At 59.8% G+C, this 26356-nt stretch carries 28 protein-coding genes; 25 read left to right on the top strand and 3 right to left on the bottom strand.

Features of this window, described 5'->3' with window-relative positions; translation table 11 throughout:
* The first annotated feature begins 3 nt into the window (after positions 1-3).
* The 25 genes from plsX to AC5SEM_RS17680 all read left to right on the top strand — a co-directional run bounded on the left by plsX (position 4) and on the right by AC5SEM_RS17680 (position 24240).
* A complete protein-coding gene (gene plsX / locus AC5SEM_RS17800; RefSeq protein WP_371043956.1) occupies positions 4-1014 on the top strand; it encodes a phosphate acyltransferase PlsX in 1011 nt (336 codons plus the stop codon).
* Positions 1015-1137: 123 nt separating this feature from the next.
* Positions 1138-2076 carry an ACP S-malonyltransferase gene (fabD, locus tag AC5SEM_RS17795; protein ID WP_034155355.1) on the top strand — a complete coding sequence of 313 codons (939 nt, stop codon included), beginning with the start codon at positions 1138-1140 and terminating at the stop codon, positions 2074-2076.
* Between the two features lie 16 nt (positions 2077-2092).
* Positions 2093-2836, top strand: a complete 744-nt coding sequence (gene fabG / locus AC5SEM_RS17790; protein ID WP_008086267.1) for a 3-oxoacyl-ACP reductase FabG — start codon at positions 2093-2095, stop codon at positions 2834-2836.
* Between the two features lie 196 nt (positions 2837-3032).
* Positions 3033-3269, top strand: a complete 237-nt coding sequence (acpP, locus tag AC5SEM_RS17785; protein ID WP_003175607.1) for an acyl carrier protein — start codon at positions 3033-3035, stop codon at positions 3267-3269.
* Between the two features lie 111 nt (positions 3270-3380).
* The gene (gene fabF, locus AC5SEM_RS17780; protein ID WP_034155353.1) at positions 3381-4625 is read left to right on the top strand and encodes a beta-ketoacyl-ACP synthase II; all 1245 of its coding nucleotides are present in this window, start codon (positions 3381-3383) and stop codon (positions 4623-4625) included.
* Positions 4625-5440, top strand: a complete 816-nt coding sequence (gene pabC / locus AC5SEM_RS17775; protein ID WP_116030447.1) for an aminodeoxychorismate lyase — start codon at positions 4625-4627, stop codon at positions 5438-5440. The genes fabF and pabC overlap by 1 nt, the downstream gene beginning before the upstream one ends.
* A gap of 3 nt (positions 5441-5443) precedes the next feature.
* Complete coding sequence (gene mltG / locus AC5SEM_RS17770; RefSeq protein ID WP_137218845.1) at positions 5444-6619, top strand: endolytic transglycosylase MltG; 1176 nt, start codon at positions 5444-5446, stop codon at positions 6617-6619.
* A 19-nt stretch (positions 6620-6638) separates the two neighbouring features.
* On the top strand, positions 6639-7271 hold the full coding sequence (tmk, locus tag AC5SEM_RS17765; protein WP_116030449.1) for a dTMP kinase: 633 nt from the start codon (positions 6639-6641) through the stop codon (positions 7269-7271).
* Positions 7264-8247, top strand: coding sequence for a DNA polymerase III subunit delta' (locus AC5SEM_RS17760; RefSeq protein WP_495470940.1), 984 nt, complete (start codon positions 7264-7266; stop codon positions 8245-8247). The genes tmk and AC5SEM_RS17760 overlap by 8 nt, the downstream gene beginning before the upstream one ends.
* A 42-nt stretch (positions 8248-8289) precedes the next feature.
* A complete protein-coding gene (locus tag AC5SEM_RS17755) occupies positions 8290-8646 on the top strand; it encodes a PilZ domain-containing protein (protein ID WP_077574070.1) in 357 nt (118 codons plus the stop codon).
* A gap of 15 nt (positions 8647-8661) precedes the next feature.
* The gene (locus AC5SEM_RS17750; RefSeq protein WP_077574069.1) at positions 8662-9453 is read left to right on the top strand and encodes a TatD family hydrolase; all 792 of its coding nucleotides are present in this window, start codon (positions 8662-8664) and stop codon (positions 9451-9453) included.
* Between the two features lie 351 nt (positions 9454-9804).
* Positions 9805-10443 (top strand): TetR/AcrR family transcriptional regulator, encoded by a 639-nt coding sequence (locus tag AC5SEM_RS17745; RefSeq protein WP_016986022.1) that lies wholly within the window; start codon positions 9805-9807, stop codon positions 10441-10443.
* A gap of 137 nt (positions 10444-10580) precedes the next feature.
* Positions 10581-11549: a GTP 3',8-cyclase MoaA gene (locus AC5SEM_RS17740; protein ID WP_095120573.1), complete on the top strand. Its 969-nt coding sequence runs from the start codon at positions 10581-10583 to the stop codon at positions 11547-11549.
* 169 nt (positions 11550-11718) lie between these two features.
* Entirely contained in the window at positions 11719-12324 is a 606-nt protein-coding gene (locus tag AC5SEM_RS17735; protein WP_007908280.1) for a DUF4823 domain-containing protein, read from the top strand.
* Positions 12325-12339: 15 nt separating this feature from the next.
* A complete protein-coding gene (locus AC5SEM_RS17730) occupies positions 12340-12900 on the top strand; it encodes a DUF1285 domain-containing protein (protein WP_053122580.1) in 561 nt (186 codons plus the stop codon).
* A 192-nt stretch (positions 12901-13092) separates the two neighbouring features.
* Positions 13093-13809 (top strand): FadR/GntR family transcriptional regulator, encoded by a 717-nt coding sequence (locus tag AC5SEM_RS17725; RefSeq protein WP_127929329.1) that lies wholly within the window; start codon positions 13093-13095, stop codon positions 13807-13809.
* A gap of 135 nt (positions 13810-13944) precedes the next feature.
* A complete protein-coding gene (locus AC5SEM_RS17720) occupies positions 13945-14820 on the top strand; it encodes an SMP-30/gluconolactonase/LRE family protein (RefSeq protein ID WP_495470939.1) in 876 nt (291 codons plus the stop codon).
* 271 nt (positions 14821-15091) lie between these two features.
* Entirely contained in the window at positions 15092-15910 is an 819-nt protein-coding gene (locus tag AC5SEM_RS17715) for an SDR family oxidoreductase (RefSeq protein WP_495470938.1), read from the top strand.
* Between the two features lie 136 nt (positions 15911-16046).
* Positions 16047-17051 (top strand): substrate-binding domain-containing protein, encoded by a 1005-nt coding sequence (locus AC5SEM_RS17710; protein WP_016986016.1) that lies wholly within the window; start codon positions 16047-16049, stop codon positions 17049-17051.
* Positions 17052-17104: 53 nt separating this feature from the next.
* Positions 17105-18649, top strand: a complete 1545-nt coding sequence (gene araG / locus AC5SEM_RS17705; protein ID WP_495470937.1) for an L-arabinose ABC transporter ATP-binding protein AraG — start codon at positions 17105-17107, stop codon at positions 18647-18649.
* 12 nt (positions 18650-18661) lie between these two features.
* Positions 18662-19630 (top strand): L-arabinose ABC transporter permease AraH, encoded by a 969-nt coding sequence (gene araH / locus AC5SEM_RS17700; protein ID WP_026000669.1) that lies wholly within the window; start codon positions 18662-18664, stop codon positions 19628-19630.
* Between the two features lie 297 nt (positions 19631-19927).
* Positions 19928-20641 carry a GntR family transcriptional regulator gene (locus AC5SEM_RS17695; protein WP_495470936.1) on the top strand — a complete coding sequence of 238 codons (714 nt, stop codon included), beginning with the start codon at positions 19928-19930 and terminating at the stop codon, positions 20639-20641.
* Entirely contained in the window at positions 20638-21636 is a 999-nt protein-coding gene (locus tag AC5SEM_RS17690; protein ID WP_495470935.1) for an ADP-ribosylglycohydrolase family protein, read from the top strand. Before AC5SEM_RS17695 ends, AC5SEM_RS17690 begins: the two co-directional genes overlap by 4 nt.
* Positions 21637-21851: 215 nt before the next feature.
* Positions 21852-23318, top strand: a complete 1467-nt coding sequence (locus AC5SEM_RS17685; RefSeq protein ID WP_116030460.1) for a purine-cytosine permease family protein — start codon at positions 21852-21854, stop codon at positions 23316-23318.
* On the top strand, positions 23311-24240 hold the full coding sequence (locus AC5SEM_RS17680) for a PfkB family carbohydrate kinase (protein ID WP_495470934.1): 930 nt from the start codon (positions 23311-23313) through the stop codon (positions 24238-24240). Before AC5SEM_RS17685 ends, AC5SEM_RS17680 begins: the two co-directional genes overlap by 8 nt.
* 146 nt (positions 24241-24386) lie before the next feature.
* Here AC5SEM_RS17680 and AC5SEM_RS17675 read toward each other — a convergent pair whose 3' ends face one another.
* The 3 genes from AC5SEM_RS17675 to AC5SEM_RS17665 all read right to left on the bottom strand — a co-directional run bounded on the left by AC5SEM_RS17675 (position 24387) and on the right by AC5SEM_RS17665 (position 26309).
* Entirely contained in the window at positions 24387-24644 is a 258-nt protein-coding gene (locus AC5SEM_RS17675; RefSeq protein WP_016986009.1) for a hypothetical protein, read from the bottom strand.
* A 44-nt stretch (positions 24645-24688) separates the two neighbouring features.
* Complete coding sequence (locus AC5SEM_RS17670) at positions 24689-25030, bottom strand: hypothetical protein (protein ID WP_008085503.1); 342 nt, start codon at positions 25028-25030, stop codon at positions 24689-24691.
* 82 nt (positions 25031-25112) lie between these two features.
* Positions 25113-26309, bottom strand: a complete 1197-nt coding sequence (locus AC5SEM_RS17665; protein WP_495470933.1) for an MFS transporter — start codon at positions 26307-26309, stop codon at positions 25113-25115.
* Positions 26310-26356: the final 47 nt, after the last annotated feature.

The raw sequence follows: 26356 nt of genomic DNA, 5'->3' as shown, positions 1-26356 counted from the left end.
CACTTGTCCGCTCAAGTCATCGCGATTGACGCAATGGGCGGGGACTTCGGTCCCCGCAGCATTGTTCAGGCCAGCCTTGCTTGCCTGTCTGCTACGCCCTCGCTGCACCTGACCCTCGTCGGTCAACCCTCCCTTCTTGAAGAACTGATCAACGGCCAATCGGCTGCCGATCGCGCGCGCCTGACGATTGTTGCGGCCAGCGAAGTCATCACCATGGACGAAAAACCGACCCAGGCCTTGCGTGGCAAGCCGGACTCGTCGATGCGTGTCGCCCTGGAACTGGTGCGTGATGGCAAGGCTCAGGCCTGTGTCAGCGCCGGCAATACCGGAGCGTTGATGGCGCTCTCGCGATTCGTGCTGAAGACGTTGCCGGGTATTGATCGTCCGGCGATGGTTGCCGCGATTCCGACGCAGAAGGGCTATTGCCAGTTGCTCGATCTGGGCGCCAACGTCGATTGCAGTGCTGAGCATTTGCTGCAGTTTGCGGTGATGGGCTCGGTGGCGGCGCAGACGCTGGGTATCCATCGCCCGCGTGTTGCGCTGCTGAATATCGGCACCGAAGACATCAAGGGTAATCAGCAGGTCAAGCTCGCGGCGACGCTGTTGCAGGCTGCTCGCGGTATCAACTACATCGGCTTCATCGAAGGCGACGGTTTGTATCGTGGCGAGGCCGATGTCGTGGTGTGTGACGGTTTCGTCGGCAACATCCTGCTCAAGTCCAGCGAAGGCCTGGCGACGATGATTGCTGCGCGCATCGAAGCGCTGTTCAAAAAGAATCTGGTCTCCCGTGCAGTGGGGGCTTTGGCATTGCCGTTGATGAAGCGTTTGCAGGCGGATCTGGCGCCGGCGCGACATAATGGCGCAAGCTTTCTCGGCTTGCAGGGCATCGTCGTGAAAAGTCACGGTTCGGCCGGGGTTCAGGGCTTTCAGAGTGCTATTTCGCGTGCGCTGATCGAGATCCAGGAGAACCTCCCCGAGCGCCTTCACGGCCGTCTGGAGGATCTGTTGTCTTAGGCGTTTTCGTCGGACAATGCTTAAATGTGACCGCCCGGTTCAAAGGGCCATCCAACTGTCAGTTTCTTGCGTCCCCAAGCGGGGCGTCATTTTCCGACGACAAGATCATTAGGGGCTTGTTACATGTCTGCTTCCCTCGCATTCGTCTTTCCAGGACAAGGTTCGCAGTCCCTCGGCATGCTGGCCGAGCTGGGCGCGGAATATCCGTTGATCCTCGAAACTTTCAAAGAAGCCTCTGAGGCTCTGGGTTATGACCTGTGGGCACTGACCCAGCAGGGCCCGGAAGAACTGCTCAATCAAACCGATAAAACCCAACCGGCCATTCTGACCGCTTCGATCGCTCTGTGGCGCCTGTGGCTGGCTGAAGGTGGTGCGCGCCCGGCATTCGTTGCCGGTCACAGCCTGGGTGAATACAGCGCGCTGGTCGCTGCTGGCAGCCTGACACTGGCTGACGCGGTGAAGCTCGTTGAGCGTCGCGGTCAGTTGATGCAGGAAGCGGTTCCGGCCGGGCAGGGCGGCATGGCTGCCATTCTCGGTCTGGAAGACGCTGATGTACTGGCTGCCTGCGCCGAAGCTGCGCAGGGTGAAGTGGTCAGCGCCGTCAACTTCAACTCGCCGGGCCAGGTGGTGATTGCCGGTGCCAAGGCTGCGGTCGAGCGCGCCATCGAAGGCTGCAAGGCGCGTGGTGCCAAGCGTGCCATGCCGTTGCCGGTGAGCGTGCCGTCGCACTGCGAGCTGATGCGTCCGGCCGCTGAGCGCTTCGCCGAATCCATTGCTGCCATCGACTGGCAGGCGCCGCAGATCCCGGTAGTACAGAACGTTAGCGCGCAAGTGCCGGCCGATCTGGAAACCCTCAAGCGTGATCTGCTCGAACAATTGTACAAGCCAGTGCGCTGGGTCGAGTCGGTACAGACTCTCGCTGCCAAGGGCGCGACCAATCTGGTCGAATGCGGCCCGGGCAAAGTCCTGGCCGGTCTGAACAAGCGTTGCGCCGAAGGCGTGGCGACATCCAACCTCAATACCCCAGACGCTTTCGCTGCCGCTCGTGCAGCGCAAGCCTGAATCAGGAGAAACTTGCATGAGTCTGCAAGGTAAAGTTGCACTGGTCACCGGTGCAAGCCGCGGCATTGGTCAGGCTATCGCGCTGGAACTGGGTCGTCAGGGCGCCATTGTTGTTGGCACCGCGACCTCCGCTTCGGGTGCTGAGCGCATTGCCGCGACCCTGAAGGAAAACGGTATTCAGGGCACTGGCCTTGAGCTGAACGTCACCAGCGACGAATCGGTCAGCGCGGTGCTGGCAAGCATTCAGGAGCAGTTTGGTGCGCCAGTGGCGATCCTGGTCAATAATGCCGGCATCACCCGCGATAACCTGATGATGCGCATGAAAGACGACGAGTGGTACGACGTGATCGATACCAACCTGAACAGTCTGTTCCGCCTGTCCAAGGGCGTTTTGCGCGGCATGACCAAGGCGCGTTGGGGCCGAATTATCAGTATTGGCTCGGTAGTGGGTGCCATGGGCAACGCTGGCCAAGTAAACTATGCAGCCGCCAAGGCCGGTCTGGAAGGTTTCAGCCGTGCAATGGCGCGTGAAGTCGGTTCGCGTTCGATTACGGTCAACTCGGTAACCCCAGGGTTTATCGACACCGATATGACCCGCGAGCTGCCTGAAGCACAGCGTGAAGCCTTGCAGACGCAGATTCCGCTGGGTCGTCTGGGACAAGCTCAAGAGATCGCGTCTGTGGTCGCTTTTCTTGCATCCGACGGTGCGGCATACGTCACTGGGGCTACAATCCCGGTGAACGGTGGGATGTACATGTAAGTAAAATGTGACGGATTGCTTCAAAAAAATGTCATACGAGCTGTCTAAAATCCGTTATAAAGCTGCAATCTATTTATAGGCAGAGGGCTGCAGGGTTTGAGGAGTGAAGCTTTCAGTTGAAAAACTGAAAAGTCTTTCTATACACTTACCCACTGGCCAGCTGCCTGAATTTGTCCATTAGGAGTGAAAACAAGGTATGAGCACCATCGAAGAGCGCGTCAAGAAAATCGTTGCCGAGCAACTGGGTGTTAAAGAAGAAGAAGTGGTCAACACCGCTTCCTTCGTAGAAGACCTGGGTGCCGACTCCCTTGACACCGTTGAGCTGGTGATGGCTCTGGAAGAGGAATTCGAGACCGAAATCCCTGACGAAGAAGCTGAGAAGATCACTACTGTACAAGCTGCAATCGACTACGTTACTAGCCACCAGGCGTAATAGTTTGTAATCGTTGTTTGCTGTCATGGAAAAACCGCACTGCCATCATGGCGTGCGGTTTTTTCTTTAGGCCTGATGCAAAGTCGTCGTCATTTGAAAAAGGAGAGTGCTGTGTCGCGTAGACGCGTCGTAGTCACCGGTATGGGTATGTTGTCGCCACTGGGCACGGATGTGCCGAGCAGTTGGCAGGGCATTCTGGCTGGCCGCAGTGGCATTGGTCTGATCGAACACACCGACCTTTCTGCCTATTCCACCCGCTTTGGCGGCTCGGTAAAGGGCTTCAATGTCGAGGAATACCTGTCGGTCAAGGAAGCGCGCAAGCTCGACCTGTTCATTCAGTACGGCCTCGCCGCAGGCTTTCAAGCCGTGCGCAACGCCGGTCTGGAAGTCACTGACGCCAACCGTGAACGCATTGGCGTGGCCATGGGTTCGGGGATCGGCGGTCTGACCAATATCGAAGAAACCAGCCGTACTCTGCATGAGACGGGCCCGCGTCGAATCTCGCCATTCTTCGTGCCAGGCTCGATCATCAATATGATTTCCGGTTTTCTGTCCATCCACCTGGGTGCACAGGGACCTAACTACGCTATCGCCACCGCATGTACCACCGGTACGCACTGCATTGGCATGGCCGCGCGCAACATCATGTACGACGAAGCCGACGTGATGATTGCCGGCGGTGCCGAGATGGCCGCGTGCGGCCTCGGCATGGGCGGCTTCGGCGCGTCCCGTGCGCTGTCGACCCGCAACGATGAGCCGACTCGCGCCAGCCGTCCGTGGGACAAGGGCCGTGATGGCTTCGTCCTGTCCGACGGCGCCGGTGCCCTGGTTCTCGAAGAGCTGGAACACGCCAAGGCGCGCGGTGCGACCATCTACGCCGAGCTGATCGGTTTCGGCACCAGCGGCGATGCGTTCCACATGACCTCGCCACCGGCCGACGGCGCCGGTGCAGCACGCTGCATCACCAACGCGCTGCGCGATGCGAAGATCAACGCCGATCAAGTGCAATACATCAACGCTCACGGTACTTCGACTTCGGCCGGCGACCTCGCCGAAGCCAATGCGATCAAGACCGTGTTCGGTGATCACGCCTACAAACTGGCAGTGAGCTCGACCAAATCGATGACCGGTCACCTGTTGGGTGCGGCGGGCGCGGTTGAAGCGATCTTCAGCGTGCTGGCGATCAACAGCCAGGTAGCGCCGCCGACCATCAACCTCGATGAGCCGGACGAAGGTTGCGACCTCGATTTCGTGGCGCACACCGCGCGCAACATGGACATCGATGTCGTGCTGTCCAACTCCTTCGGTTTTGGCGGCACCAACGGCACCTTGGCGTTCCGCCGGTTCGCAGGCTGATGGACAGCTGGGTCGACGGTCAACCGGCTGACGCTCTGTCGCTGAAAGATCGCGGCCTGGCTTACGGCGATGGTCTGTTCGAGACCATCGCCGTGCGTAGCGGCCAGCCGATCCTGCTGGATCGACACCTGACGCGCCTGGCCGACGGCTGCTCGCGTCTGGCCATCGCGGCGGATATCGAACTGATCCGTCACGAGCTGCTGAGCTATGCGGCAGCGATGGGCGAGGGCGTGCTCAAGCTCATCCTCACCCGTGGTGACGGTTTGCGCGGTTATGCGCCCGACCCGACGGCGCCGGGCCGCCGCATTCTGCAAGGCAATCCTCCTGCGGCTTATCCTGCTGTGCATGCTGAACAAGGCGTCCGCCTGTTCCCGTGCAGCACCCGCTTGGCCAAGCAGCCGTTACTCGCCGGACTCAAACACCTCAATCGCCTTGAACAGGTTCTCGCCCGTGCCGAATGGCAGGACAGCGAGCACGCCGAGGGCTTGATGCTTGATCAGGTCGGTCGAGTGATCGAAGGTGTATTCAGTAATCTGTTTCTGGTGCGTGACGGTGTGCTGATCACTCCGGACCTGAAGCGCTGTGGCGTCGCCGGTGTGATGCGCGCCGAAATATTGTTTCAGGCCGAGTCATTGGCCATCCCCACGCAAATCGCCGACATCAGCCTCGATCAACTGCAATGGGCTGATGAAGTGTTTGTCTGCAACAGCGTGTATGGCGTCTGGCCGGTACGCGCCTGTGCTGCACTGAGCTGGCCGGTTGGCCCGCTCACCCGTAAACTGCAAACCATTGCCCGCGCCCTACTGGATGCCTGATTTGTGAGACGTAAACTTTTGCTGCTGCTGGAAACCGGACTGGTTCTGGCAGGGCTGTTGATGGGCGCCAGCGCCTGGAAGATTCACTCTGCACTGGAACAGCCTCTGAACATCACGCAGGAAGAACTGCTGGATGTGCCGAAAGGCTCCACTCCGACCCGTACGTTCCTTTCCCTCGAAACCGATGGCGTCATCAAGGACGCGTTCTGGCTGCGGGTTTACTGGCGTTTCAATCTCGCCGGCACGCCGATTCACAGCGGTGAATACCGCATGCAGCCGGGCATGACCGTCAATGGTTTGATCGACTTGTGGAAGCGTGGCGAAGTGGTGCAGTACAGCCTGACGCTGGTGGAAGGCTGGAATTTCCACCAGGTACGCGCCGCGCTGGCCAAGGATGACAAGGTCGAGCAGACCCTGAACGGTTTGAGCGACAGCGACGTCATGGCCAAAATCGGCCATAAAGGTCTGTTCCCGGAAGGCCGTTTCTTCCCCGATACCTACCGCTTCGTGCGTGGCATGTCTGATGCCGAGTTGCTGAAGAAAGCCTTTGACCGCCTCGATGAAGTTCTGGCGAAAGAGTGGGAGAGTCGTTCTGCCGATGTGCCGTACACCGAACCTTATCAAGCGCTGATCATGGCGTCGCTGGTCGAGAAGGAAACCGGCGTGCCGCAGGAGCGTGGGCAAATTGCCGGTGTCTTCGTGCGTCGCATGGCTCTGGGCATGCAGCTGCAGACCGATCCGACCGTCATCTATGGTCTGGGCGATCGCTACACCGGCAAGTTGACCCGCGCACATCTGAAAGAGCCGACGGCGTATAACACTTACGTGATCCCCGGCCTGCCGCCGACGCCGATCGCGATGGTTGGCCGCGAAGCGATTCACGCGGCATTGAACCCGGTGGACGGCACCAGCCTGTACTTTGTTGCGCGTGGTGACGGCAGTCATGTGTTCTCTGACGATCTCGATGCGCACAACAATGCGGTGCGTGAGTATCAGCTCAAGCGCCGTGCGGATTACCGCTCCAGCCCTGCGCCAGCGGTAACGCCTGAAGCGGCTCCCGCTGCCGAGGATGCGATTCCTGCGGCCTCTCCGGACACAGCGCCAGAGTCGATGCCACAAGTTGCACCACAGGAGCCAGCGCCGACTCCAGAAGCCGCCGCCCCACAAAATACGCAATGACGTTGATTAAGGACTGCCTGTGACTGGCTTGTTTATTACTCTGGAAGGCCCCGAAGGCGCCGGTAAAAGCACCAACCGCGAATACCTCGCCGAGCGCCTGCGCGCCGCCGGTATCGAAGTGGTGCTGACCCGCGAGCCCGGTGGCACGCCGCTGGCCGAGCGGATCCGCGAAGTGCTGCTGGCGCCGGCCGACGAAGTCATGAATCCGGACGCCGAGCTGTTGCTGGTGTTTGCTGCGCGTGCCCAGCATCTGGCAGAGGTGATTCGACCGGCCATGGCCCGAGGCGCGGTGGTGCTGTGTGATCGCTTTACCGATTCCACTTACGCCTATCAGGGCGGCGGTCGCGGTCTGTCGCTGGAGCGTATCGCCGCGCTGGAAACCTTTGTGCAAGGCGATCTGCGCCCGGATCTGACACTGATTTTCGATCTGCCGGTGGAAATCGGTCTGGCCCGCGCCAGTGCCCGTGGTCGTCTGGATCGTTTTGAACTGGAAGGCCGGGCATTTTTCGAAGCCGTGCGCAGCGCGTTCCTCAAACGCGCCGAAGCCGATCCTGCGCGTTATGTGCGCATCGATGCCGGTCAGCCACTGGTCAAGGTTCAACAATCGCTGGATACCCTGATTCCTAACTTGCTGGAGCTGGCCCGTGGCTGAGGCCTATCCATGGCAGGACAGCCTCTGGCAGCAACTGGCCGGGCGTAAGCAGCACGCGCACGCCTATCTGCTGCACGGGCCGGCCGGTATCGGCAAGCGCGCGTTGGCCGAGCGCCTGATGGCCAGCCTCTTGTGTCAGCGGCCGACGCCGGAAGCCTGCGGCGAATGCAAATCCTGCCTGCTGCTCAAGGCTGGCAGCCACCCGGATAATTACATCCTCGAACCGGAAGAAGCCGACAAGGCGATCAAGGTCGATCAGGTGCGCGATCTGGTCAGCTTCGTGGTGCAGACCGCGCAGCTCGGCGGGCGCAAGGTGGTGCTGATCGAGCCGGTCGAGTCGATGAACATCAACGCCGCCAACGCCTTGCTCAAGAGCCTTGAAGAACCGTCCGGCGACACGGTTCTGCTGTTGGTCAGCCACCAGACCAGTCGTCTGCTGCCCACCATCAAGAGCCGTTGCGTGCAGCAGGCCTGTCCGCTGCCGGGCGAGGCGATGAGCCTGCAATGGCTGGCTCAGGCGCTGCCGGACTGCTCGGAAGAAGAACGTGTCGAACTGCTGACGCTGGCCGCCGGTTCGCCGTTGATGTCGGTCAGCCTGCAATCCCAGGGCGTGCGCGAACAGCGCGCGCAAGTGGTCGAAGGCGTGAAGAAGCTGCTCAAGCAGCAGCAATCGCCGACGCAACTGGCGGAGGAATGGAAAAGCATTCCAATGCTGCGGCTGTTCGACTGGTTCTGCGATTGGTCGAGCCTGATCCTGCGTTATCAATTGACTCAGGATGAAGCCGGCCTCGGTCTGACCGATATGCGTAAAGTCGTGCAGTACCTGGCGCAGAAAAGTGCGCAAGGCAAAGTCCTCGAAATTCAGGACTGGATTCTCGCCCAGCGCCAGAAAGTCCTGAGCAAGGCCAACCTCAACCCGGCCTTGCTGCTGGAAGCGTTGTTGGTGCAATGGGCGGGATTGCCTGGCCAAAGATAAGAATGTGTACCTAGACTCTGAACATCAGCAGTGGAGGTCAACATGAATGAATCTGTCAGCCCGGGGCCGCGTAACGGCATTTTGTCCCTGACCATCAAGGACAAGTCGGTGCTCTACGCCGCCTACATGCCGTTCATCAAGAACGGTGGCCTGTTCATCCCGACCAACAAAAGTTACAAGTTGGGCGACGAGGTGTTCATGCTGCTCAACCTGATGGACGAGGCCGAGAAGATTCCGGTGGCCGGCAAAGTCGCCTGGATCACCCCGAAAGGGGCGCAAGGCAATCGCGCTGCCGGTGTCGGCGTGCAGTTCAACGACGGCGACAACACCGCGCGCAGTCGCATCGAAACCCATCTGGCCGGAGCCCTTAAATCCGACCGTCCCACTCATACGATGTAAGTAGCCGTCTTTTTTATGCTCGTAGATTCCCATTGTCACCTTGATCGCCTCGACCTCGCCGCCCACGACGGCTCGCTGGATGCTGCACTCGATGCGGCCCGTGAGCGCGGAGTAGGGCACTTCCTGTGTATCGGCGTGAGTGCCGACAACGCCGCCGACGTCAAAGCCCTGGCTGAGCGTTATGACGATGTCGATTGTTCCGTCGGCGTGCATCCGCTCGATGTGCAACCGGGCGCGGCGCCAGCGCTGGACTGGCTGTTGCACGAACTCAATCACCCGAAAGTGGTGGCGATCGGTGAAACCGGTCTGGATTATCACTACGAACCGGAAGCCGCCGAGTTGCAGCAGGAGTCGTTCCGTCTACACCTGCAAGCGGCGCAGCAGACTGGCAAACCGGTGATCATCCACACCCGCGGCGCGCGTGCCGATACCCTTGAATTGCTGCGCGAAGCGGCGTTGCCTCAGGCCGGTGTGCTGCATTGCTTCACCGAAGACTGGGATATGGCCAAGGCTGCACTGGACATGGGTTATTACATTTCCCTGTCGGGCATCGTCACCTTCCGCAATGCCGATGCGTTGCGCGATGTTGCGAGCAAGGTCCCGGCGGATCGCCTGCTGGTGGAAACCGATTCACCGTATCTGGCGCCGATCCCTTATCGCGGCAAGCCCAACCTGCCGCAGTACGTGCGCGAAGTGGCGGAATTCCTGGCGATGCTGCGCGGTGAGAACTACGAGCGTTTTGCCGAACAGACCACCGAGAACTTCAAGCGGCTGTTCCCGCTGGCGAGTGTTAAATCTGCCCTGTAAGCGCTAGCCAAATCGCAGGCAAAAAAAACCCGGGTTCTGGGGGGTGAATCCGGGTTAAGACCATTAGGAGTAAAACAAAGGCACGCGGTCCCTTGGTACCTTTATCGGCGCGACACTTGGGGGAGATGTCGCCCGACAGTTCAAGTATTGATCAGTCTGGCGTGCAGTCCAGTTAGCCGGTCGGGGTTTTTAAACAAATTTGGAATACGTTCGCTTCAGTTGAGTTCTCATTGCGCCCAAAACGTTCTCAAAATGAACAAGAAACACAGATATGGTCGGATGATCCGTGCATTTTTGCGCAAGTTAGGCATAATACGCGGCTTCGAATTTTGACCCTTCAGACCTTTTCTTATGCACAAAGAACCTCGTAAGGTCCGTGAGTTTCGTCGCCGCGAGCAAGAAATTCTCGATACCGCGCTCAAGCTGTTCCTCGACCAAGGTGAAGACAGTGTCACCGTCGAGATGATTGCTGATGCCGTGGGTATCGGCAAAGGCACGATCTACAAGCACTTCAAATCCAAGGCCGAGATCTATCTGCGCCTGATGCTCGATTACGAGCGCGATTTGAACGAGCTGCTGCATTCGGCTGATGTCGACAAGGACAAGGAAGCGCTGTCCCGCGCCTACTTCGAATTCCGCATGCGCGACCCGCAGCGTTATCGCCTGTTCGACCGTCTCGAAGAGAAGGTCGTCAAAGGCAATCAGGTGCCGGAAATGGTCGAGGAGCTGCACAAGATCCGTGCCTCGAACTTCGAACGCCTGACCCTGCTGATCAAGGGCCGCATCAGCGAAGGCAAGCTCGAAGACGTGCCGCCGTACTTCCACTACTGCGCAGCCTGGGCGCTGGTGCACGGCGCTGTCGCGCTGTATCACTCGCCGTTCTGGAGCAATGTGCTCGAAGATCAGGAAGGTTTCTTCCAGTTCCTGATGGACATCGGCGTGCGCATGGGCAACAAGCGCAAGCGTGATCCGGAAACGCCGAGCAGCTGAGCCATTCAGCTGCCTTATTGCGCCATGATTTCGCTACATGACGCAGTACCGCAGGAATATACTCAGGCATAGGGCTTGCTAAAACTTGATTTGTGAGTCAAGTTTTAGCGGCTCGAAATTCTTTCGCCGGAGTGATCATGATCGTTGACCGTCAAGGCAGGCGTTTTCGCAATTTGCGCATCAGCCTGACCTCAGCCTGCAATTACGCGTGTACCTACTGCGTGCCCAACGGCAAGCGGCTGGTGGCTGCGCAGGATGAACTGTCGGCCGAAGCCATGGCCCGCGGCGTGGCGTATCTGATCGAAGCCGCCGGCATCGAACGGCTGCGCATTACTGGCGGCGAGCCGCTGGTCAGCCCCAAACTCGAATCGTTCATGACCGCCGTCGGCAAGATGGGCCTGGACGACATCAGTCTGACCACCAACGGTCAACTCCTCGCGAAAAAACTCCCGCTGCTGGTGGAAGCCGGTCTGCGCCGGATCAACGTGTCCCTTGATACCCTCGACGCCAGCGCGTTCCGCAGCATCGCCCGTGGTGGCGATCTGGCCACGGTGCTCGATGGCATGGATCAGGCGAAAGCGGCGGGGATGAAGATCAAGGTCAACATGGTGCCGTTGCGCGGGCAGAACCTTGATCAAGTCATGCCGCTGCTGGATTACTGTCTGGAGCGTGGATACGAATTGCGCTTCATCGAGCTGATGCGCATGGGTCACTTGGCCAAGGACAACAATGCGTTCCTGCAACAGTTCGTCAGCCTGCAACAGCTGCTGGCGCTGATTGGCGAGCGTTATGAGTACGCGCAAACCGACGCACCAGTGGATGCTACGGCCGTGCGTTACGCAATTCCCGGTCTTGGCAATTTTGGTGTGATCGCCAACGAGAGCGTGCCGTTCTGCCGGACGTGCTCGCGCTTGCGCCTGTCGTCCACTGGTTGGTTGCATGGCTGCCTGTCCTCGAGTAACCGCCACTATGTCGGCGATCTGCTCGACAAGCCGCGCCATCAGGCGTTGCCGGCGCTCCAGCGTTTGCTGGTCAAGGCGTTGGGGGACAAGCAGGAAGTGGCGTTCTCAGGTGGCGCGACAGTGATGAAGATTATCGGCGGCTGATCAACCGCTTTCGCGAGCAGGCTCGCTCCCACCTTGGAATGTATTCCCCTGTGGGAGCGAGCCTGCTCGCGAATACGATTTAACCATCAACAAATTTCTTGAGCTGGCGCAAAAGCTGCATCCAACGGCCATTCGCCGGTTTTCCGTCACCGGCCTCTGGAGGAATAGGATGCGTAGCCTGGTTTTGCTGCTGGCCGTTTTGGCGCTTGGCGGCTGTATGACTGTCAGCGATATGGCCGAAGGCACTCGCTATCAGATGAGCGACGCAGGCTTGCTGGATCACAGCGACAGCCGCCGCGTGAACAACTTCCGCATTCAGCCGGACTCGTTCATCTACATCGCCCAAGGCGCGTTCGCACCGCCGGGTGGTTCTTACCCGCGCCCGAATGTGGTGGCTGAAGAAGCTTTCAAAGGTTTCGTCGAATATTTTCCTATGGTTCGCCGCGCCCGCGCTCCCGAGGGACTCGATCAGGCGATGGGCGAAGCTCGCGATGCCGGTGCGCACTATCTGCTGTACACGCGTTTCGCCAAGGCTGACGACCGCATCGGCAACTCCGATGAATGGCTCGATGAAGAGGCGGTGGATCGCCTCGGCATCGACGGCGGCGTGATTCAGATCATGTTGATCGAGACCAGCACCCAGTATTTGATTGATACTGCACGGATCAAGAGTCGTGGCGGTTTACTGACGTTCCACGACAGCAAGCCCGAAGACCTGATCGGCCCGCCGCTGGCACAGTACGCGCGCAGCCTGTTGGGAGTCGGCGACCAATAATTCAAGGAGAACGCCATGAGTGGCCCGCAAAAAGCCAATGACCTGTTGGGACAGATCCCGAAAACCAAAGGCTTGCCACCGGTGCACTTGTGGAACCCGGACTTTTGCGGCGACATCGACATGCGCATCGCCCGTGATGGCACCTGGTATTACCTGGGTACGCCGATCGGGCGCAAGCCGATGGTCAAGCTGTTCTCGACGATCATGCGCCGCGATGGCGATGACTATTTCCTGATCACACCGGTCGAGAAGGTCGGGATCAAGGTCGACGATGCGCCGTTCGTGGCGATTGCGGTCGAGGTTGAAGGCGAAGGGGAGGCGCAGCTGTTGCGCTTCACCACCAACGTTGATGAAACCGCCGAGGCCGGGCCTGAGCATCCGATCCGCGTCGAGATTGATCCGACGACGCAAGAGCCCGCGCCTTACGTGCATGTGCGTACCAACCTTGAAGCGCTGATTCATCGCAATGTGTTCTACCAACTGGTGGAACTGGCGGTGAGCCGCGAAATCGACGGGCAGCGTTGGCTTGGCGTGTGGAGCGGCGGCGAGTTCTTTCGCATCGGCCTGGAACCCTGAAACACAACCCCTTGTAGGAGTGAGCCTGCTCGCGATAGCGGTGGATCAGTCAATACTTATGGTGACTGACATACCGCTATCGCGAGCAGGCTCACTCCTGCACTGATTTGTGTTCCTGCAGTAAATCCTTATTGACGCGCAATCGTATGATGATTAGCTTGATCACCCATCGCGATCCGCTTTGAGGTGTTCATGTCCAGCAGCTTTCATGCGTCGACCGTTGACTGGCTGGGCAGCTGGATCGCCGCTGGCCAGGTCAAACCCGGGCAGACCATCAAGGTCGAGGCCGATCTGGGCGAACAGCTCGGCGTCAGCCGCACGGTCATCCGCGAAGCGATCAAAACCCTCGTCGCCAAAGGCATGCTTGAAGTCGGGCCGAAGGTCGGCACCCGCGTGCTGCCGGTACGGCGCTGGAACCTGTTCGATCCGCAAGTGGTCGGTTGGCTGTCGCGCAACGGCTTGCCGGAAAACTTCGTCGATGACCTGCTCGACCTGCGCCGCACCATAGAGCCGATGGCCGTGCGCTGGGCATGCGAGCGGGCGACCCTGGAACAGATCGAAGCGGTGCAACTGGCCTATAACGCCCTTGAGCGTGCGGTCGACAGCGGCATCGATTACAACCGCGCCGATCAGGTCTTCCACGAATGCATTCTCGCCGCCAGCCATAACCAATTCATTGAACAAATGGTCCCGGCGCTCGGCGCGTTGCTCGCTGTGTCGTTTGAAGTTTCTGCGGCCGACCCGGATGAACTGCGCCGCACTTTGCCGATCCACAAAGACATGGCCGACGCCATCGCCGCCCGGGATTCTGCGCGCGGCGTGTGGGCTTGCATGACCTTGATCGACAACGCAGACCTGGCGATCAAACGCTTTTACCCGAAAGTCATGGCCGACAAAAAAGCCAGTTGAATACACCGAAATCCCCTGTAGGAGTGAGCCTGCTCGCGATAGCGGTAGATCAGTCGCATTGACGTCAACTGACACTACGCCATCGCGAGCAGGCTCACTCCTACAGAAAATCACAAGAACAATGGAGACCGTTATATGCCGTGGACCGCCCTGACCCAACACCGCGCCCAGCTCGGTGAAGGCCCGTTCTGGGACGCGCCAACCCAGGCGCTGTACTGGGTCGACATCGCCGGCAAACAGGCCCTGCGTCTGATCGGCCAGAACGTGCAGATCTGGCAAATGCCCGAGCACGTTTCCGCGTTCATCCCCTGCGCCAGCGGCGATGCGCTGGTGACCCTGAGCAGCGGCGTCTACCGTCTCGATCTTGACTCCCCAGGCCTCGAACCGCGCCTGACACTGTTCTGCGTCGCCGACCCGCAACCGGGCAATCGTCCCAACGAAGCACGCTGCGATGGCCAAGGTCGTCTGTGGCTCGGCACCATGCAAAACAACATCGGCGAACAGGGCGAAGATCTGCCGATCACCCGTCGTTCCGGTGGTCTGTTCCGGATCGATCCGGATAAACGTGTCACGCCGTTGTTGCGCGGCCTGGGTATTCCCAACACGCTGTTGTGGAGTGACGACGGCACCACGCTGCTGTTCGGCGACAGTCTCGATAACACGCTGCACCGCTATTTCATTCACACCGACGGCAATCTCGACGCCGCGCAAGTCTGGTATGGCCCCGATCAGCAGGGTGGCCCGGACGGTTCGGCGATGGACGCCGAAGGCTATATCTGGAATGCCCGCTGGGATGGCAGTTGCCTGCTGCGGCTGACGCCGGATGGCAAAGTTGATCGCAGAATCGATCTACCGGTCAGCCGCCCGACCAGTTGTGTGTTCGGCGGCGAAGACCTCAAAACCCTGTTCATCACCAGCGCCCAGAGCCCGCACAACCATCCATTGGATGGTGCAGTGCTGTCGATGCGCGTGGATGTCGCAGGAAAACTCTGTACGCGGTTTGCGGATTAAATCCCAAAATATGGGATGCAAAATTATATATTGAGATTATTTGGCGGTCGGGTTTATAGTCGGCTCCAGCAGTAACACGCACTCACACTTAAAAAGAACAAAACAGGTGAAGTGATGCAGCGAATGTCTATCGCACTCCCGCGTGGAGTCCGCGTCTCGCAACGGCTCGATGCCGTCGGCCGCGCCTGCCTGTTTCGTTCAAACCGCCTTCCAGACCGGACATCGGCAGATGCCCGGTTTTTTTGTGCCTGCGAAACAGGAGTCCTGATCCATGGCTGAACCCCTTTCCCTGCCGCCGGTGCCCGCGCCGCCGAAGGGCGCGCGTCTGAAAAACAAGGTCGTGCTGCTGACCGGCGCCGCGCAAGGCATTGGCGAAGCAATCGTCGCGGCCTTCGCCTCGCAGCAAGCGAAACTGGTGATCAGCGATATCCAGGCTGAGAAAGTCGAGCAGGTTGCCGCGCACTGGCGTGGGCAAGGCTATGACGTGCAGGCGCTGAAGGCGGATGTCTCGCGTCAGTCTGATCTGCATGCCATGGCCAAACGCGCTGTTGAACTGCACGGGCGCATCGACGTGCTGGTCAACTGCGCCGGGGTCAACGTATTCCGCGATCCATTGGAAATGACCGAAGAAGACTGGCGTCGCTGCTTCGCAATCGATCTGGACGGCGCCTGGTTTGGCTGCAAAGCGGTGCTGCCGCAGATGATCGAGCAGGGCGTTGGCAGCATCATCAACATCGCCTCGACCCATTCCAGTCACATCATTCCTGGCTGCTTCCCGTACCCGGTGGCCAAGCACGGTTTGCTCGGCCTGACCCGCGCACTCGGCATCGAATACGCCGCGAAGGGGATTCGCGTCAACGCCATCGCGCCGGGCTATATCGAAACGCAACTAAACGTCGATTACTGGAACGGTTTCGCCGACCCGCACGCCGAGCGTCAGCGTGCTTTCGATCTGCACCCGCCGAAACGCATCGGTCAGCCGCTGGAAGTAGCGATGACTGCGGTGTTTCTGGCCAGTGATGAGGCGCCGTTCATCAATGCTGCATGCATCACCATCGATGGTGGGCGCTCGGTGATGTACCACGACTGAGCACAGTGGCTTTCATGCGGATAAATCCGTTTGCAATCCAATCATCATACGATATGACTATTGTCAGAAGATTTTGCAGGAACACGCTTTAACGCTTTTCAAACATTGCTCAAAAAAAATAACAAGGAGTCAGCTTATGAAACGTCGTTTCGGGATTCGTACCCTGTGCAGTACCGCCCTGGCGGTTACCGCGTTCAGCCTGAGCAGTGCGCTGCTCGCTGCCGACACCGTGAAAATCGGTTTCCTGGTCAAACAGGCGGAAGAACCGTGGTTCCAGACCGAGTGGGCCTTTGCCGAGAAAGCCGCCAAGGACAAGGGCTTCGAACTGATCAAAATCGCCGTGCCGGATGGCGAGAAAACCCTGTCGGCCATCGACAGCCTTGCCGCCAACGGTGCCAAGGGCTTTGTGATCTGCCCGCCGGATGTCTCGCTCGGCCCGGCGATCATGGCCAAAGCCAAACTCAATGACCTGAAAGTGATTGCCGTCGATGACCGCTTCGTCGACGCCAACGGCAAGTTCATGGAAGACGTGCCGTACCTCGGCATGGCCGCGTTCGAGGTCGGCCAGAAGCAGGGCAACGCCATGGTCGCCGAGGCGAAGAAGCGTAACTGGGACTGGAAAGACACCTACGCGGTGGTCAACACCTACAACGAGCTCGACACCGGCAAGAAGCGCACCGACGGTTCGGTGAAATCCCTCGAAGACGCCGGCCTGCCGAAAGATCACATTCTGTTCGCCGCGCTGAAAACCCTCGACGTACCGGGCAGCATGGACGCCACTAACTCGGCGTTGGTGAAACTGCCGAGCGCGGCGAAAAACCTGATCATTGGCGGCATGAACGACAACACTGTGCTCGGCGGCGTACGCGCCACCGAAGCCGCCGGTTTTGCTGCGGCCAACGTGATCGGTATCGGTATCAATGGCACCGACGCCATCGGCGAACTGAAAAAGCCTAACAGCGGCTTCTTCGGCTCGATGCTGCCAAGCCCGCACATCGAAGGCTACAAGACCGCCGAGATGATGTACGAGTGGGTGACCACCGGCAAAGAACCGCCGAAGTACACCGCGATGGACGACGTCACCCTGATCACCCGCGAGAACTTCAAGCAAGAGCTGGAAAAAATCGGCCTGTGGAACTGATGCCGCGACGGCCCGGGCAGCCCGGCCGTTTTTCGGTGTGAAGAGGTGGCTTTATGCACGCGCAAGTACAAACACAACAACACAGCGCCAGCGGCAGCCTGCGCTTCAACGGGATCGGCAAAACCTTTCCCGGAGTGAAGGCGCTGGACGCGATCAGTTTCGTCGCCCATCCGGGGCAGGTTCACGCCTTGATGGGCGAGAACGGCGCCGGCAAGTCGACCCTGCTGAAAATCCTCGGTGGTGCTTACATCCCGAGCAGTGGCGAGTTGCAGATCGGCGAGCAGACCATGGCGTTCAAGTCGACGGCTGACAGCATCGGCAGCGGTGTCGCGGTGATTCACCAGGAGCTGCATCTGGTGCCGGAAATGACCGTCGCCGAGAACCTGTTTCTCGGCCATCTGCCGGCCAGTTTCGGTTTGATCAATCGCGGCGCGCTGCGCCAGCAAGCGTTGAATTGCCTTAAAGGTCTGGCCGATGAAATCGATCCGCAGACCAAAGTCGGGCGCTTGTCCCTCGGCCAGCGGCAATTGGTGGAAATCGCCAAAGCGCTGTCGCGTGGTGCTCACGTCATCGCTTTCGACGAACCGACCAGCAGTCTTTCGGCCCGTGAGATCGACCGCTTGATGGCGATCATCGGCCGCTTGCGCGACGAGGGCAAAGTCGTGCTCTACGTTTCGCACCGGATGGAAGAAGTGTTCCGCATCTGCGACGCGGTGACGGTGTTCAAGGACGGTCGCTACGTGCGCACTTTCGAGGACATGAGCCAGTTGAGCCACGATCAACTGGTGACCTGCATGGTCGGGCGCGACATTCAGGACATCTACGATTATCGCCATCGTCCACGCGGCGCCGTGGCGCTGAAGGTATCTGGGCTGCTTGGCCCGGGCCTGCGCGAACCGATCAGTTTCGAGGCGCACAAAGGTGAAATCCTTGGCCTGTTCGGACTGGTCGGGGCAGGGCGCACCGAGTTGTTTCGCCTGCTCAGCGGGCTGGAACGCAACACCGCCGGACGCCTCGAATTGCGCGGTCATGAATTGAAACTGCGCTCACCGCGCGACGCGATTGCCGCGGGGATTCTGCTGTGTCCGGAGGATCGCAAGAAGGAAGGCATCATCCCGCTAGCCAGCGTTGCCGAAAACATCAACATCAGTGCGCGCGGCGCCCATTCGGGTCTCGGTTGCCTGATTCGTGGTTTGTGGGAAAAGGACAACGCCGACAAACAGATCAAGGCGCTGAAAGTGAAAACCCCGCACGCCGGTCAGCAGATCAAATTCCTCTCCGGCGGCAATCAGCAGAAGGCCATTCTCGGTCGCTGGCTGTCGATGCCGATGAAGGTCCTGCTGCTCGACGAACCAACGCGCGGCATCGACATCGGCGCCAAGGCTGAGATCTACCAGATCATCCATAACCTCGCCGCCGAGGGTATTTCGGTGATCGTGGTGTCCAGCGATCTGATGGAAGTGATGGGCATTTCCGACCGCATTCTGGTGCTCTGCGAAGGCGCCCTGCGCGGCGAAATCAGCCGTGACCAGGCCAATGAATCCAACCTGCTGCAACTGGCTCTGCCGCGCCACCGCGCTGACGGCGTGGCGAACTGAGAGGTGACTATGATGACAACCCAAAACGAAACCCTGCCCAAAGAGCGCAAACCGCTGGACATGCGGCGCTTCCTTGATGACTGGGTCATGTTGCTGGCGGCTGTGGGCATTTTCGTTGCCTGCACGCTGCTGATCGACAACTTCCTCTCGCCGCTGAATATGCGCGGCCTTGGCCTGGCGATTTCCACCACCGGCATCGCGGCGTGCACGATGTTGTATTGCCTGGCATCGGGGCACTTCGATTTGTCGGTGGGCTCTGTCATTGCCTGCGCCGGGGTGGTCGCGGCGGTGGTGATGCGTGACACCAACAGCGTGTTTCTCGGGGTCAGTGCGGCGTTGGTGATGGGCCTGATTGTCGGGCTGATCAACGGCATCGTGATTGCCAAGTTGCGCGTCAATGCCTTGATCACGACGTTGGCGACCATGCAGATCGTTCGTGGTCTGGCGTACATTTTTGCCAACGGCAAAGCGGTGGGCGTGTCGCAGGAATCGTTCTTTGTCTTCGGCAATGGCCAGTTGTTCGGCGTGCCGGTGCCGATTCTGATCACCATCGTCTGCTTTCTGTTTTTTGGCTGGCTGCTGAATTACACCACCTACGGGCGCAACACCATGGCCATCGGTGGCAACCAGGAAGCGGCGCTGCTGGCGGGTGTGAACGTTGACCGGACCAAGATCATTATCTTTGCCGTGCATGGCGTGATCGGTGCGTTGGCGGGGGTGATTCTGGCGTCGCGGATGACGTCGGGGCAGCCGATGATTGGTCAGGGGTTTGAGCTGACGGTGATCTCGGCTTGTGTGTTGGGCGGGGTGTCGTTGAGCGGCGGGATTGGTATGATCCGGCATGTGATTGCCGGGGTGTTGATTTTGGCGATCATCGAGAATGCGATGAACCTGAAGAATATCGACACGTTTTATCAGTATGTGATTCGTGGGTCGATCCTGCTGCTGGCCGTGGTCATTGACCGACTGAAGCAACGCTAGAATCAAGAGCCCCTCACCCCAGCCCTCTCCCGGAGGGAGAGGGGGCCGACCGAGGTGTTTTGCGTCCTGCATCGACTTGAAAGACCTAGTCGATTATGGAATCGGAAAAGCACTTTCGTGTCGATTGTGGATTCGGCGAAGCACTTTCAGGTCGGCGAACTTCTTGAGCATCCCCCATTCAGTCCCCTCTCCCTCCGGGAGAGGGCTAGGGTGAGGGTGCTTTTGACTTTCAACCTTCTGTCTCTTCCCCTAAATTTCCCTTGCCCGCCCACACCCGTTTCGGGTATCAATTTGTACATGATTAGACAGGTACGATTTGACAAGAAACAACGGGTGGTCGACGAGCTCGTCCGGCGCATCGAAAGCGGCCTCATGGAGGACGGTTTTCTATTGCCCGGCGAGCATCAGTTGGCTCAAGAATTCCAAGTCAGCCGCGGCACGCTGCGCGAAGCGCTGGCCGAACTGAAACGGCGCAATTACATCGCCACGCAAAGCGGCGTCGGCTCGATCGTCACCTTCGACGGTGTCGCCCTCGACCAGCGCAGCGGCTGGGCGCAGGCCTTGGCCGATAGCGGGGCGATGATCAATACCGAAGTGCTGCGTCTGGAAGCCGTGACCCGGCAAGACCTGCTTTCGCGGTTCGGCACTGACCAATTCATCACCCTCGACCGTCGCCGCCGCTCCAACGAAGGCACGCTGGTCTCCCTTGAACGCTCTTTGATGCCGGCGACCGGCGGCCTGGAAAGCCTGCCGCGCGTCGGTCTGATCGACAATTCCCTGACCATCACCCTGGCCGCGTACGGCTACATCGGCGAGCGCGGCGATCAATGGATCGGCGCCGAACCGCTGAATGCCGAAGACGCCGAACTGCTCGGGCGCCCGGCCGGCACGGTTTTCCTCAAGGCGTTGCGCACCACTTACGACCGCCAGAACCGTTTCATGGAGCTGGTCGAAAGCCTGCTCGATCCGGTGCATTTCCGTCTGCACCTGCAATTTGGAGAATCGAAATGACCGCGCTCAACCGTGCCCTCGGCGCTTTCTACGGCCTGGCCCTCGGTGATGCGCTGGGCATGCCGACCCAATCGCTGAACCGCGAAACCATCAAGACCCGCTTCGGCCAGATCACCGATTTGCAGGATGCCGGCCCCTTGCAGCCGATCGCCGCGAACATGCCCAAAGGCTCGATCACCGACGACACCGAACAGGCGATTCTGGTCGGCGAATTGCTGGTCGAAGGCAAGGGCCGCATCGAACCGGCAATCCTCGCGCAACGCCTGATCGAGTGGGAAGCCGAGATGCAGGCGAAGGGCTCGCAGGATTTACTCGGGCCGTCGACCAAACGCGCGATCGAAATGATCCTCGCCGGGCACTCGCCGGAAGAGGCCGGGCGTTACGGCACCACCAATGGCGCGGCGATGCGCATCACGCCAGTGGGGATCGCGGCAGATGTTGCCGATCCTCAACGCTTTATTGCGGCGGTTGTGCAGGCTTGTCAGGTCACCCACAACACTACGTTGGGGATTTCCAGCGCGGCGGCGGTGGCGGCGGTGGTATCCGCTGGCATCAATGGCTTGGATCTGGGCGAGGCGTTGAACCTCGGCCAGCAAATCGCTCAGCAAGCCGAGGTGCACGGGCACTGGGTCGCCGGTGGGCGTATCGCCTCGCGCATTAGTTGGGCGCGCACCATCAGTGTCGATAGCGACAAGGCACTGCTCGCGGATCTGCTCTACGACGTGATCGGCACTTCGGTGGCGTCGCAGGAATCGGTGGTGGTTTCGTTCGCACTGGCACAGCAAGTGGCCGTCGGTGAGATGAGCGCGTTTGATGCACTGTGCATGGCCGCCAGCCTTGGCGGTGACACGGACACCATTGCGGCGATTCTTGGCGCCATGCTGGGGGCCTGCCTGGGTCTTGAGAGCTGGCCGGTGCCGATGATCGATACAGTGAAAGCGGTCAATCATCTGGAGCTTGAGCCGTTGGTGCAGGGGCTGCTGGCCTTGCGTTGACCGAGCCGAAGTCTTCGCGAGCAGGCTCGCTCCCACAGGGGTTATGTGAACGCCACAAGTCCAAATGTGGGAGCGAGCCTGCTCGCGAAGGCCGCACCGCAAATTTCGAATTTTCAACCCGCAATGGACCGCGCAGACAGGCCGAGGACGGCCGCGATGTCTTGTCGTTTTGCATCATTGCCACAACCACAAAAAAGGCAAACAGGAGCACCTTCATGAGTTCATCAAACGCCGGGCAAAGCGCCGGGCAACTGGAAACCCGCGGCATCGAACCGGTGCCGGAAGCCGAGTGCAACGGCCATCCGCTGCAACTGTTCTGGGTCTGGTTCGCCGCCAACATTTCCATCCTCGGGTTGCCGTTGGGTGCCACGCTGGTGGCGTTTCGCGGGCTGGCGATCTGGCAGGCGATCATCGTCGCGATCATCGGTGCTGCCGGTTCGTTCGCGGTGGTCGGGATCATCTCGATTGCCGGTCGCCGTGGCCGCGCGCCGAGCCTGACCTTGTCGCGGGCGATCTTCGGCGTGCGCGGCAATATCGGCCCGACGCTGGTCTCGCTGATGTCGCGTCTCGGTTGGGAAACCGTCAACACCACCACTGCCGCTTTCGTGCTGCTGTCGCTGTGCTCGATTCTGTTCGGCTCACCGGTCGAAGCGAAAAGTGCGCCGATACTGACGCTGATCTTCATCGCGATTTTCGTCCTGCTGACCCTGTCGGTGTCCGGCCTCGGCCATGCGACCTTGCTGGTGATCCAGAAGTGGGCGACCTACGTGTTCGGCGCGCTGAACATTCTCGTTGGCGGCTTCCTCTGCGCGACCATCGACTGGAGCGCGGTATTCAACGCCACGCCGGCGCCGATGAGCGCAATGATCATCGGCATTGGCACCATGGCCGCCGGCACTGGCATCGGTTGGGCCAACGCTGGCGCCGACATGTCGCGTTATCAGCACCGCAGCGTCAAGGCTGTGCGTCTGGTCGCGTCTGCCGCATTCGGCGCGGGTATTCCGCTGGTGCTGCTGATCACCCTCGGCGGCTTGCTCTCGGTGGGCAACAACGACCTCGCCTCGGCGACTGACCCGATCGTGGCAATTCGCGACATGCTGCCAACCTGGATGGCGGTGCCGTATCTGATCACCGCTTTCGGTGGCTTGCTGCTGTCGAACAACCTGTCGGTGTACTCCGCCGGGCTGACCACGCTGACTCTCGGCCTCAAGGTCAAACGCGTCTACGCGGTAGTGGTCGATATCGTCGCGATCTTCGCCGGTTCGATCTACTTCATGCTGATCGCCGACAGCTTCTACGGCCCGTTCATTACCTTCATTTCCCTGCTGGCGGTGCCGATCACTGCGTGGGTCGGGATCTTCGTCGTTGACCTGATTCACCGTCATTATTACAGCCCGAAAGACCTGCTCGACGTTAGCCCGAGCAGCGCCTATTGGTATCGCGGCGGTATCGAATGGCGCGCATTTGGCGCGTGGGCGATTGCCATCGTCCTCGGCTTCAGTTTCACCACCATCGGCACCACCGCTGAAAACGTCTGGTTCAAAGGCTTCCTGTCCGACTCTTGGCTGGGCCACAACGGCCTCGGCTGGATCGTGACCTTCGTCGTCGCTGGTGGCATTTACTTCGTCCTCGGCGGGGCGAAAGATCGCCGCGCCGCGCAAACCGAGAATGCTCATGCCTAAGATGTTGCACACCGGCCAGGTCATCATCGACCTGGTCATGGCCGTGGATAAACTGCCGCAGATTGGCGGTGACGTGCTGGCGCAGTCGGCGGGTTTCGAAGCGGGTGGCGGTTTCAACGTGATGGCGGCGGCGGTGCGCAATGGCCTGCCGGTGGTGTATCTCGGTCGGCATGGCAGTGGGCGTTTCGGCGATCTCGCGCGTCAGGCGATGAATGCCGAGGGAATTCACATCGGCATCACCGAAACGGCACAGAAAGACACCGGTTTGTGTGTGGCGCTGACCGATGCGTCGGCCGAGCGCAGTTTCATTTCCTACATCGGCGCTGAAGGTGAGGTGAATGAGGCAGATCTGAACAGCGTGCCGGCCGAGGCGGGCGATTACGTTTATCTCAGCGGCTACAGCCTGCTCCACGAAGGCAAGGCCCAAGCGTTGCTCGACTGGACGTTGGCGTTGCCGGCGACGATCAATGTGGTGTTCGATCCGGGCCCGTTGGTGGAGTCGCCGGATTCACCGATGATGCAGGCGTTGTTGCCACGCATCGATGTGTGGACCAGCAACAGTGTTGAAGCGTTGCGGTTTACTGGTGCTGATGATATTGGCGTGGCGCTGGATCGTCTCGCTGAGCATTTGCCCAAAGAAGTGCTGATGGTGGTGCGGGACGGGCCGCAGGGTTGCTGGATTCATCAAGGTGACGAGCGTCGGCATGTGCCGGGGTTTGCTGTGAAAGCGGTGGACAGCAATGGTGCCGGCGATGCCCATGCCGGCGTCTTTGTCGCGGGACTGGCGCAGGGTTTGACAGCGCATAAAGCAGCGCGACGGGCGAATGCGGCGGCAGCTTTGGCGGTGACGCGGTGGGGGCCGGCGACTTCGCCGGGAGCGGCTGAAGTGGATGCATTTATCCGCGAGTCCGGCGACGCCTGATAGATAGCTTTCGCGAGCAGGCTCGCTCCCACAATGGAATGCACTTCAAATGTGGGAGCGAGCCTGCTCGCGAAAGGGCAATTAGTTTCAACACACAATTCAATCCTGGATACCGCTCGCCGCATCGGCAACGAGCGGCCGCAGGACTACTGCAGATCCAGCTTGCGCGCGGCCTCAACGCCAGCCGCACTGAGCTTGATCGGCAGGTTCAACGAATGCTCGCCAGCCTCGTTGCAGGTCACATGCCCGTGGTGAATCAGTCCACGATCCTGCAAAGCAGCGAGGGCGCTGGCCACGACTTTCTCGCCCCGGTAATTGTCCAAAACCTCCTTGCCCAGACCACTCGGATGGGCGTGCAGCAGGCGGGTGAGGACTTCTTTTTCCAGGTTTTTATCGACGTTCATGGTTACCTCTTCATTGGATTGAATAGGACGCTCGCGTCGGCGAACTACTGACCGGAGCCTTCGGAACCGGAGCCACCGGTGGTGGTTTTCGAGCCGATGCCGGGGCCAGCATTGTCTGGCGTTGCGGGGGCATCGGGGGTGTTCATGCCGCCCTGACGGCCCGGATCGCTGCCCTGGGTGCGCGGATCAGTACCGGTCGCAGGAGGCTGATTGATCAAAGGCACGCCCGAGCCATCGGTGTTCATACCGGGGGCACTATTGATGGCGGGGGCTCTTGGCGGGGTCGGGTCGGTAGGGCCAGTGCCCGCAGCGGTGGCGGATGCGGCGAAAACCGCAGGGCAGAGCAGGGCGCTGAATACGAAAGCGGTCAACCTTGACGGGATCATAGGGCGTCTCCAGTGATTGGAATCCTTACCTGTCGTTGGTCTGCCCTGTGATCGGATTGGTGCCTGATCAGCGACGAACGGTCTAGGTTGCCTGCGCGGCTTTCAGACTGATCCGCCGCCAGAGCAAGCGGCCAAGGGTAATCAACCAGTTGGCCAACGCGACGATCAAAACCGTCAAAAGCAGCGTGCTCATGTCGTGCTCAACGATGATTTTCCCGGCCAGCAACGGGAAACCAAACACACCGATAAAGTACGCAAGACTGAACAGCAACAAGGCCTGTGACGTGGTGCCGGCCGGTGCTTCGTTGGCCGCCAAACCGTTGATCACCGAATAGGTCAGGCCATAACCGACGCCGAGCATCATCGCTGCCAGCAGATAACTGAAGCCGCTGTGCACGCCGAACGCGAACAGCACAATCGAAGCCAGCATCAGTCCGGACAACAGACACGACGCGCGCAGCGGATCACGTTTGACCACATAACCTGCGATCAACATCCGGCTGCTGATGGCCGCCCCCATGAAACCCAGAAAGAACAGTGAGTAATCCAGCGAGCGGGCGGTGGCATAGCTGGTTTGGAAACTCGACAGACCACCGAACACGCATCCGCCGAGACCGACCATGATGATCGGGAACAGTGCGCGCGAGCCGAGCACTTGGGTGGTCGCTCGCCAAGTGATTCTTGCGGCCGAGGTTACTTGCGTGCTTTTCAATCGAGCCCCGAGTTGCCAGAACAACAGCACGCCAACCAGGCTCGCCAGTGCCGCCAGATAAAACGCCGAGGTCACCGGCAAACCCACTGCACTCGCCGCACGACCTAGCAACGGGCCGCTGCCGATGCCGGTCATCATGCTGCCCGACAACAGCGCAAAGTATTTCGCTCGTTGCGTTGGCGTCACCAGACTGGCGACGATGATCGGCCCCAACGTATAGAAAACGCCCCAACCCAATCCCAACAACAAACCAAAAAACAACAGCAGATGGCCGACCCCCTGCGTCAGCGCAAAGCCCAGACTCGCCGCGACCAGCAACAGCCCGAACACCGCAATCGAACGCGCCGCCCCGAGCCAGTCCGACAAATGCCCGGACACCAGTACCGCGACAAACGTACTGAGCATCGCCGCCGAAATCACACTGCCGGCATCGTGTTCATTGCCACCGCGAGAAGCGATCAGCAGCGACAACAAAAACGTCGAGCCGTAGGACAGCGACAGCAGATAACTGGCGAGACAGAGCAGGCCGAACAGCTTGCCTGAAACCTTGGGTGTTGCTGGCGACATGACGCGGTTCCTTGACCGGAAAAATTCAGCGTCGTCTGTTTAACACG

The organism is Pseudomonas sp. CH61 (genome assembly GCF_059429415.1).
The sequence above is the reverse complement of the archived record's forward strand: the minus strand, read 5'-3'. Positions and strand labels throughout refer to the sequence as shown.

Coding starts and splice junctions, on each gene's coding strand:
- AC5SEM_RS17670 (WP_008085503.1), bottom strand. CDS start 25,030: ATGATCCCGTCAAGGTTGACCGCTTTCGTATTCAGCGCCCTGCTCTGC.
- AC5SEM_RS17715 (WP_495470938.1), top strand. CDS start 15,092: ATGGCTGAACCCCTTTCCCTGCCGCCGGTGCCCGCGCCGCCGAAGGGC.
- AC5SEM_RS17685 (WP_116030460.1), top strand. CDS start 21,852: ATGAGTTCATCAAACGCCGGGCAAAGCGCCGGGCAACTGGAAACCCGC.
- fabG (WP_008086267.1), top strand. CDS start 2,093: ATGAGTCTGCAAGGTAAAGTTGCACTGGTCACCGGTGCAAGCCGCGGC.
- AC5SEM_RS17675 (WP_016986009.1), bottom strand. CDS start 24,644: ATGAACGTCGATAAAAACCTGGAAAAAGAAGTCCTCACCCGCCTGCTG.
- AC5SEM_RS17750 (WP_077574069.1), top strand. CDS start 8,662: ATGCTCGTAGATTCCCATTGTCACCTTGATCGCCTCGACCTCGCCGCC.
- AC5SEM_RS17745 (WP_016986022.1), top strand. CDS start 9,805: ATGCACAAAGAACCTCGTAAGGTCCGTGAGTTTCGTCGCCGCGAGCAA.
- AC5SEM_RS17755 (WP_077574070.1), top strand. CDS start 8,290: ATGAATGAATCTGTCAGCCCGGGGCCGCGTAACGGCATTTTGTCCCTG.
- araG (WP_495470937.1), top strand. CDS start 17,105: ATGCACGCGCAAGTACAAACACAACAACACAGCGCCAGCGGCAGCCTG.
- AC5SEM_RS17665 (WP_495470933.1), bottom strand. CDS start 26,309: ATGTCGCCAGCAACACCCAAGGTTTCAGGCAAGCTGTTCGGCCTGCTC.
- AC5SEM_RS17735 (WP_007908280.1), top strand. CDS start 11,719: ATGCGTAGCCTGGTTTTGCTGCTGGCCGTTTTGGCGCTTGGCGGCTGT.
- fabD (WP_034155355.1), top strand. CDS start 1,138: ATGTCTGCTTCCCTCGCATTCGTCTTTCCAGGACAAGGTTCGCAGTCC.
- pabC (WP_116030447.1), top strand. CDS start 4,625: ATGGACAGCTGGGTCGACGGTCAACCGGCTGACGCTCTGTCGCTGAAA.
- AC5SEM_RS17720 (WP_495470939.1), top strand. CDS start 13,945: ATGCCGTGGACCGCCCTGACCCAACACCGCGCCCAGCTCGGTGAAGGC.
- AC5SEM_RS17690 (WP_495470935.1), top strand. CDS start 20,638: ATGACCGCGCTCAACCGTGCCCTCGGCGCTTTCTACGGCCTGGCCCTC.
- acpP (WP_003175607.1), top strand. CDS start 3,033: ATGAGCACCATCGAAGAGCGCGTCAAGAAAATCGTTGCCGAGCAACTG.
- AC5SEM_RS17710 (WP_016986016.1), top strand. CDS start 16,047: ATGAAACGTCGTTTCGGGATTCGTACCCTGTGCAGTACCGCCCTGGCG.
- AC5SEM_RS17695 (WP_495470936.1), top strand. CDS start 19,928: ATGATTAGACAGGTACGATTTGACAAGAAACAACGGGTGGTCGACGAG.
- AC5SEM_RS17730 (WP_053122580.1), top strand. CDS start 12,340: ATGAGTGGCCCGCAAAAAGCCAATGACCTGTTGGGACAGATCCCGAAA.
- AC5SEM_RS17725 (WP_127929329.1), top strand. CDS start 13,093: ATGTCCAGCAGCTTTCATGCGTCGACCGTTGACTGGCTGGGCAGCTGG.
- AC5SEM_RS17680 (WP_495470934.1), top strand. CDS start 23,311: ATGCCTAAGATGTTGCACACCGGCCAGGTCATCATCGACCTGGTCATG.
- AC5SEM_RS17740 (WP_095120573.1), top strand. CDS start 10,581: ATGATCGTTGACCGTCAAGGCAGGCGTTTTCGCAATTTGCGCATCAGC.
- araH (WP_026000669.1), top strand. CDS start 18,662: ATGACAACCCAAAACGAAACCCTGCCCAAAGAGCGCAAACCGCTGGAC.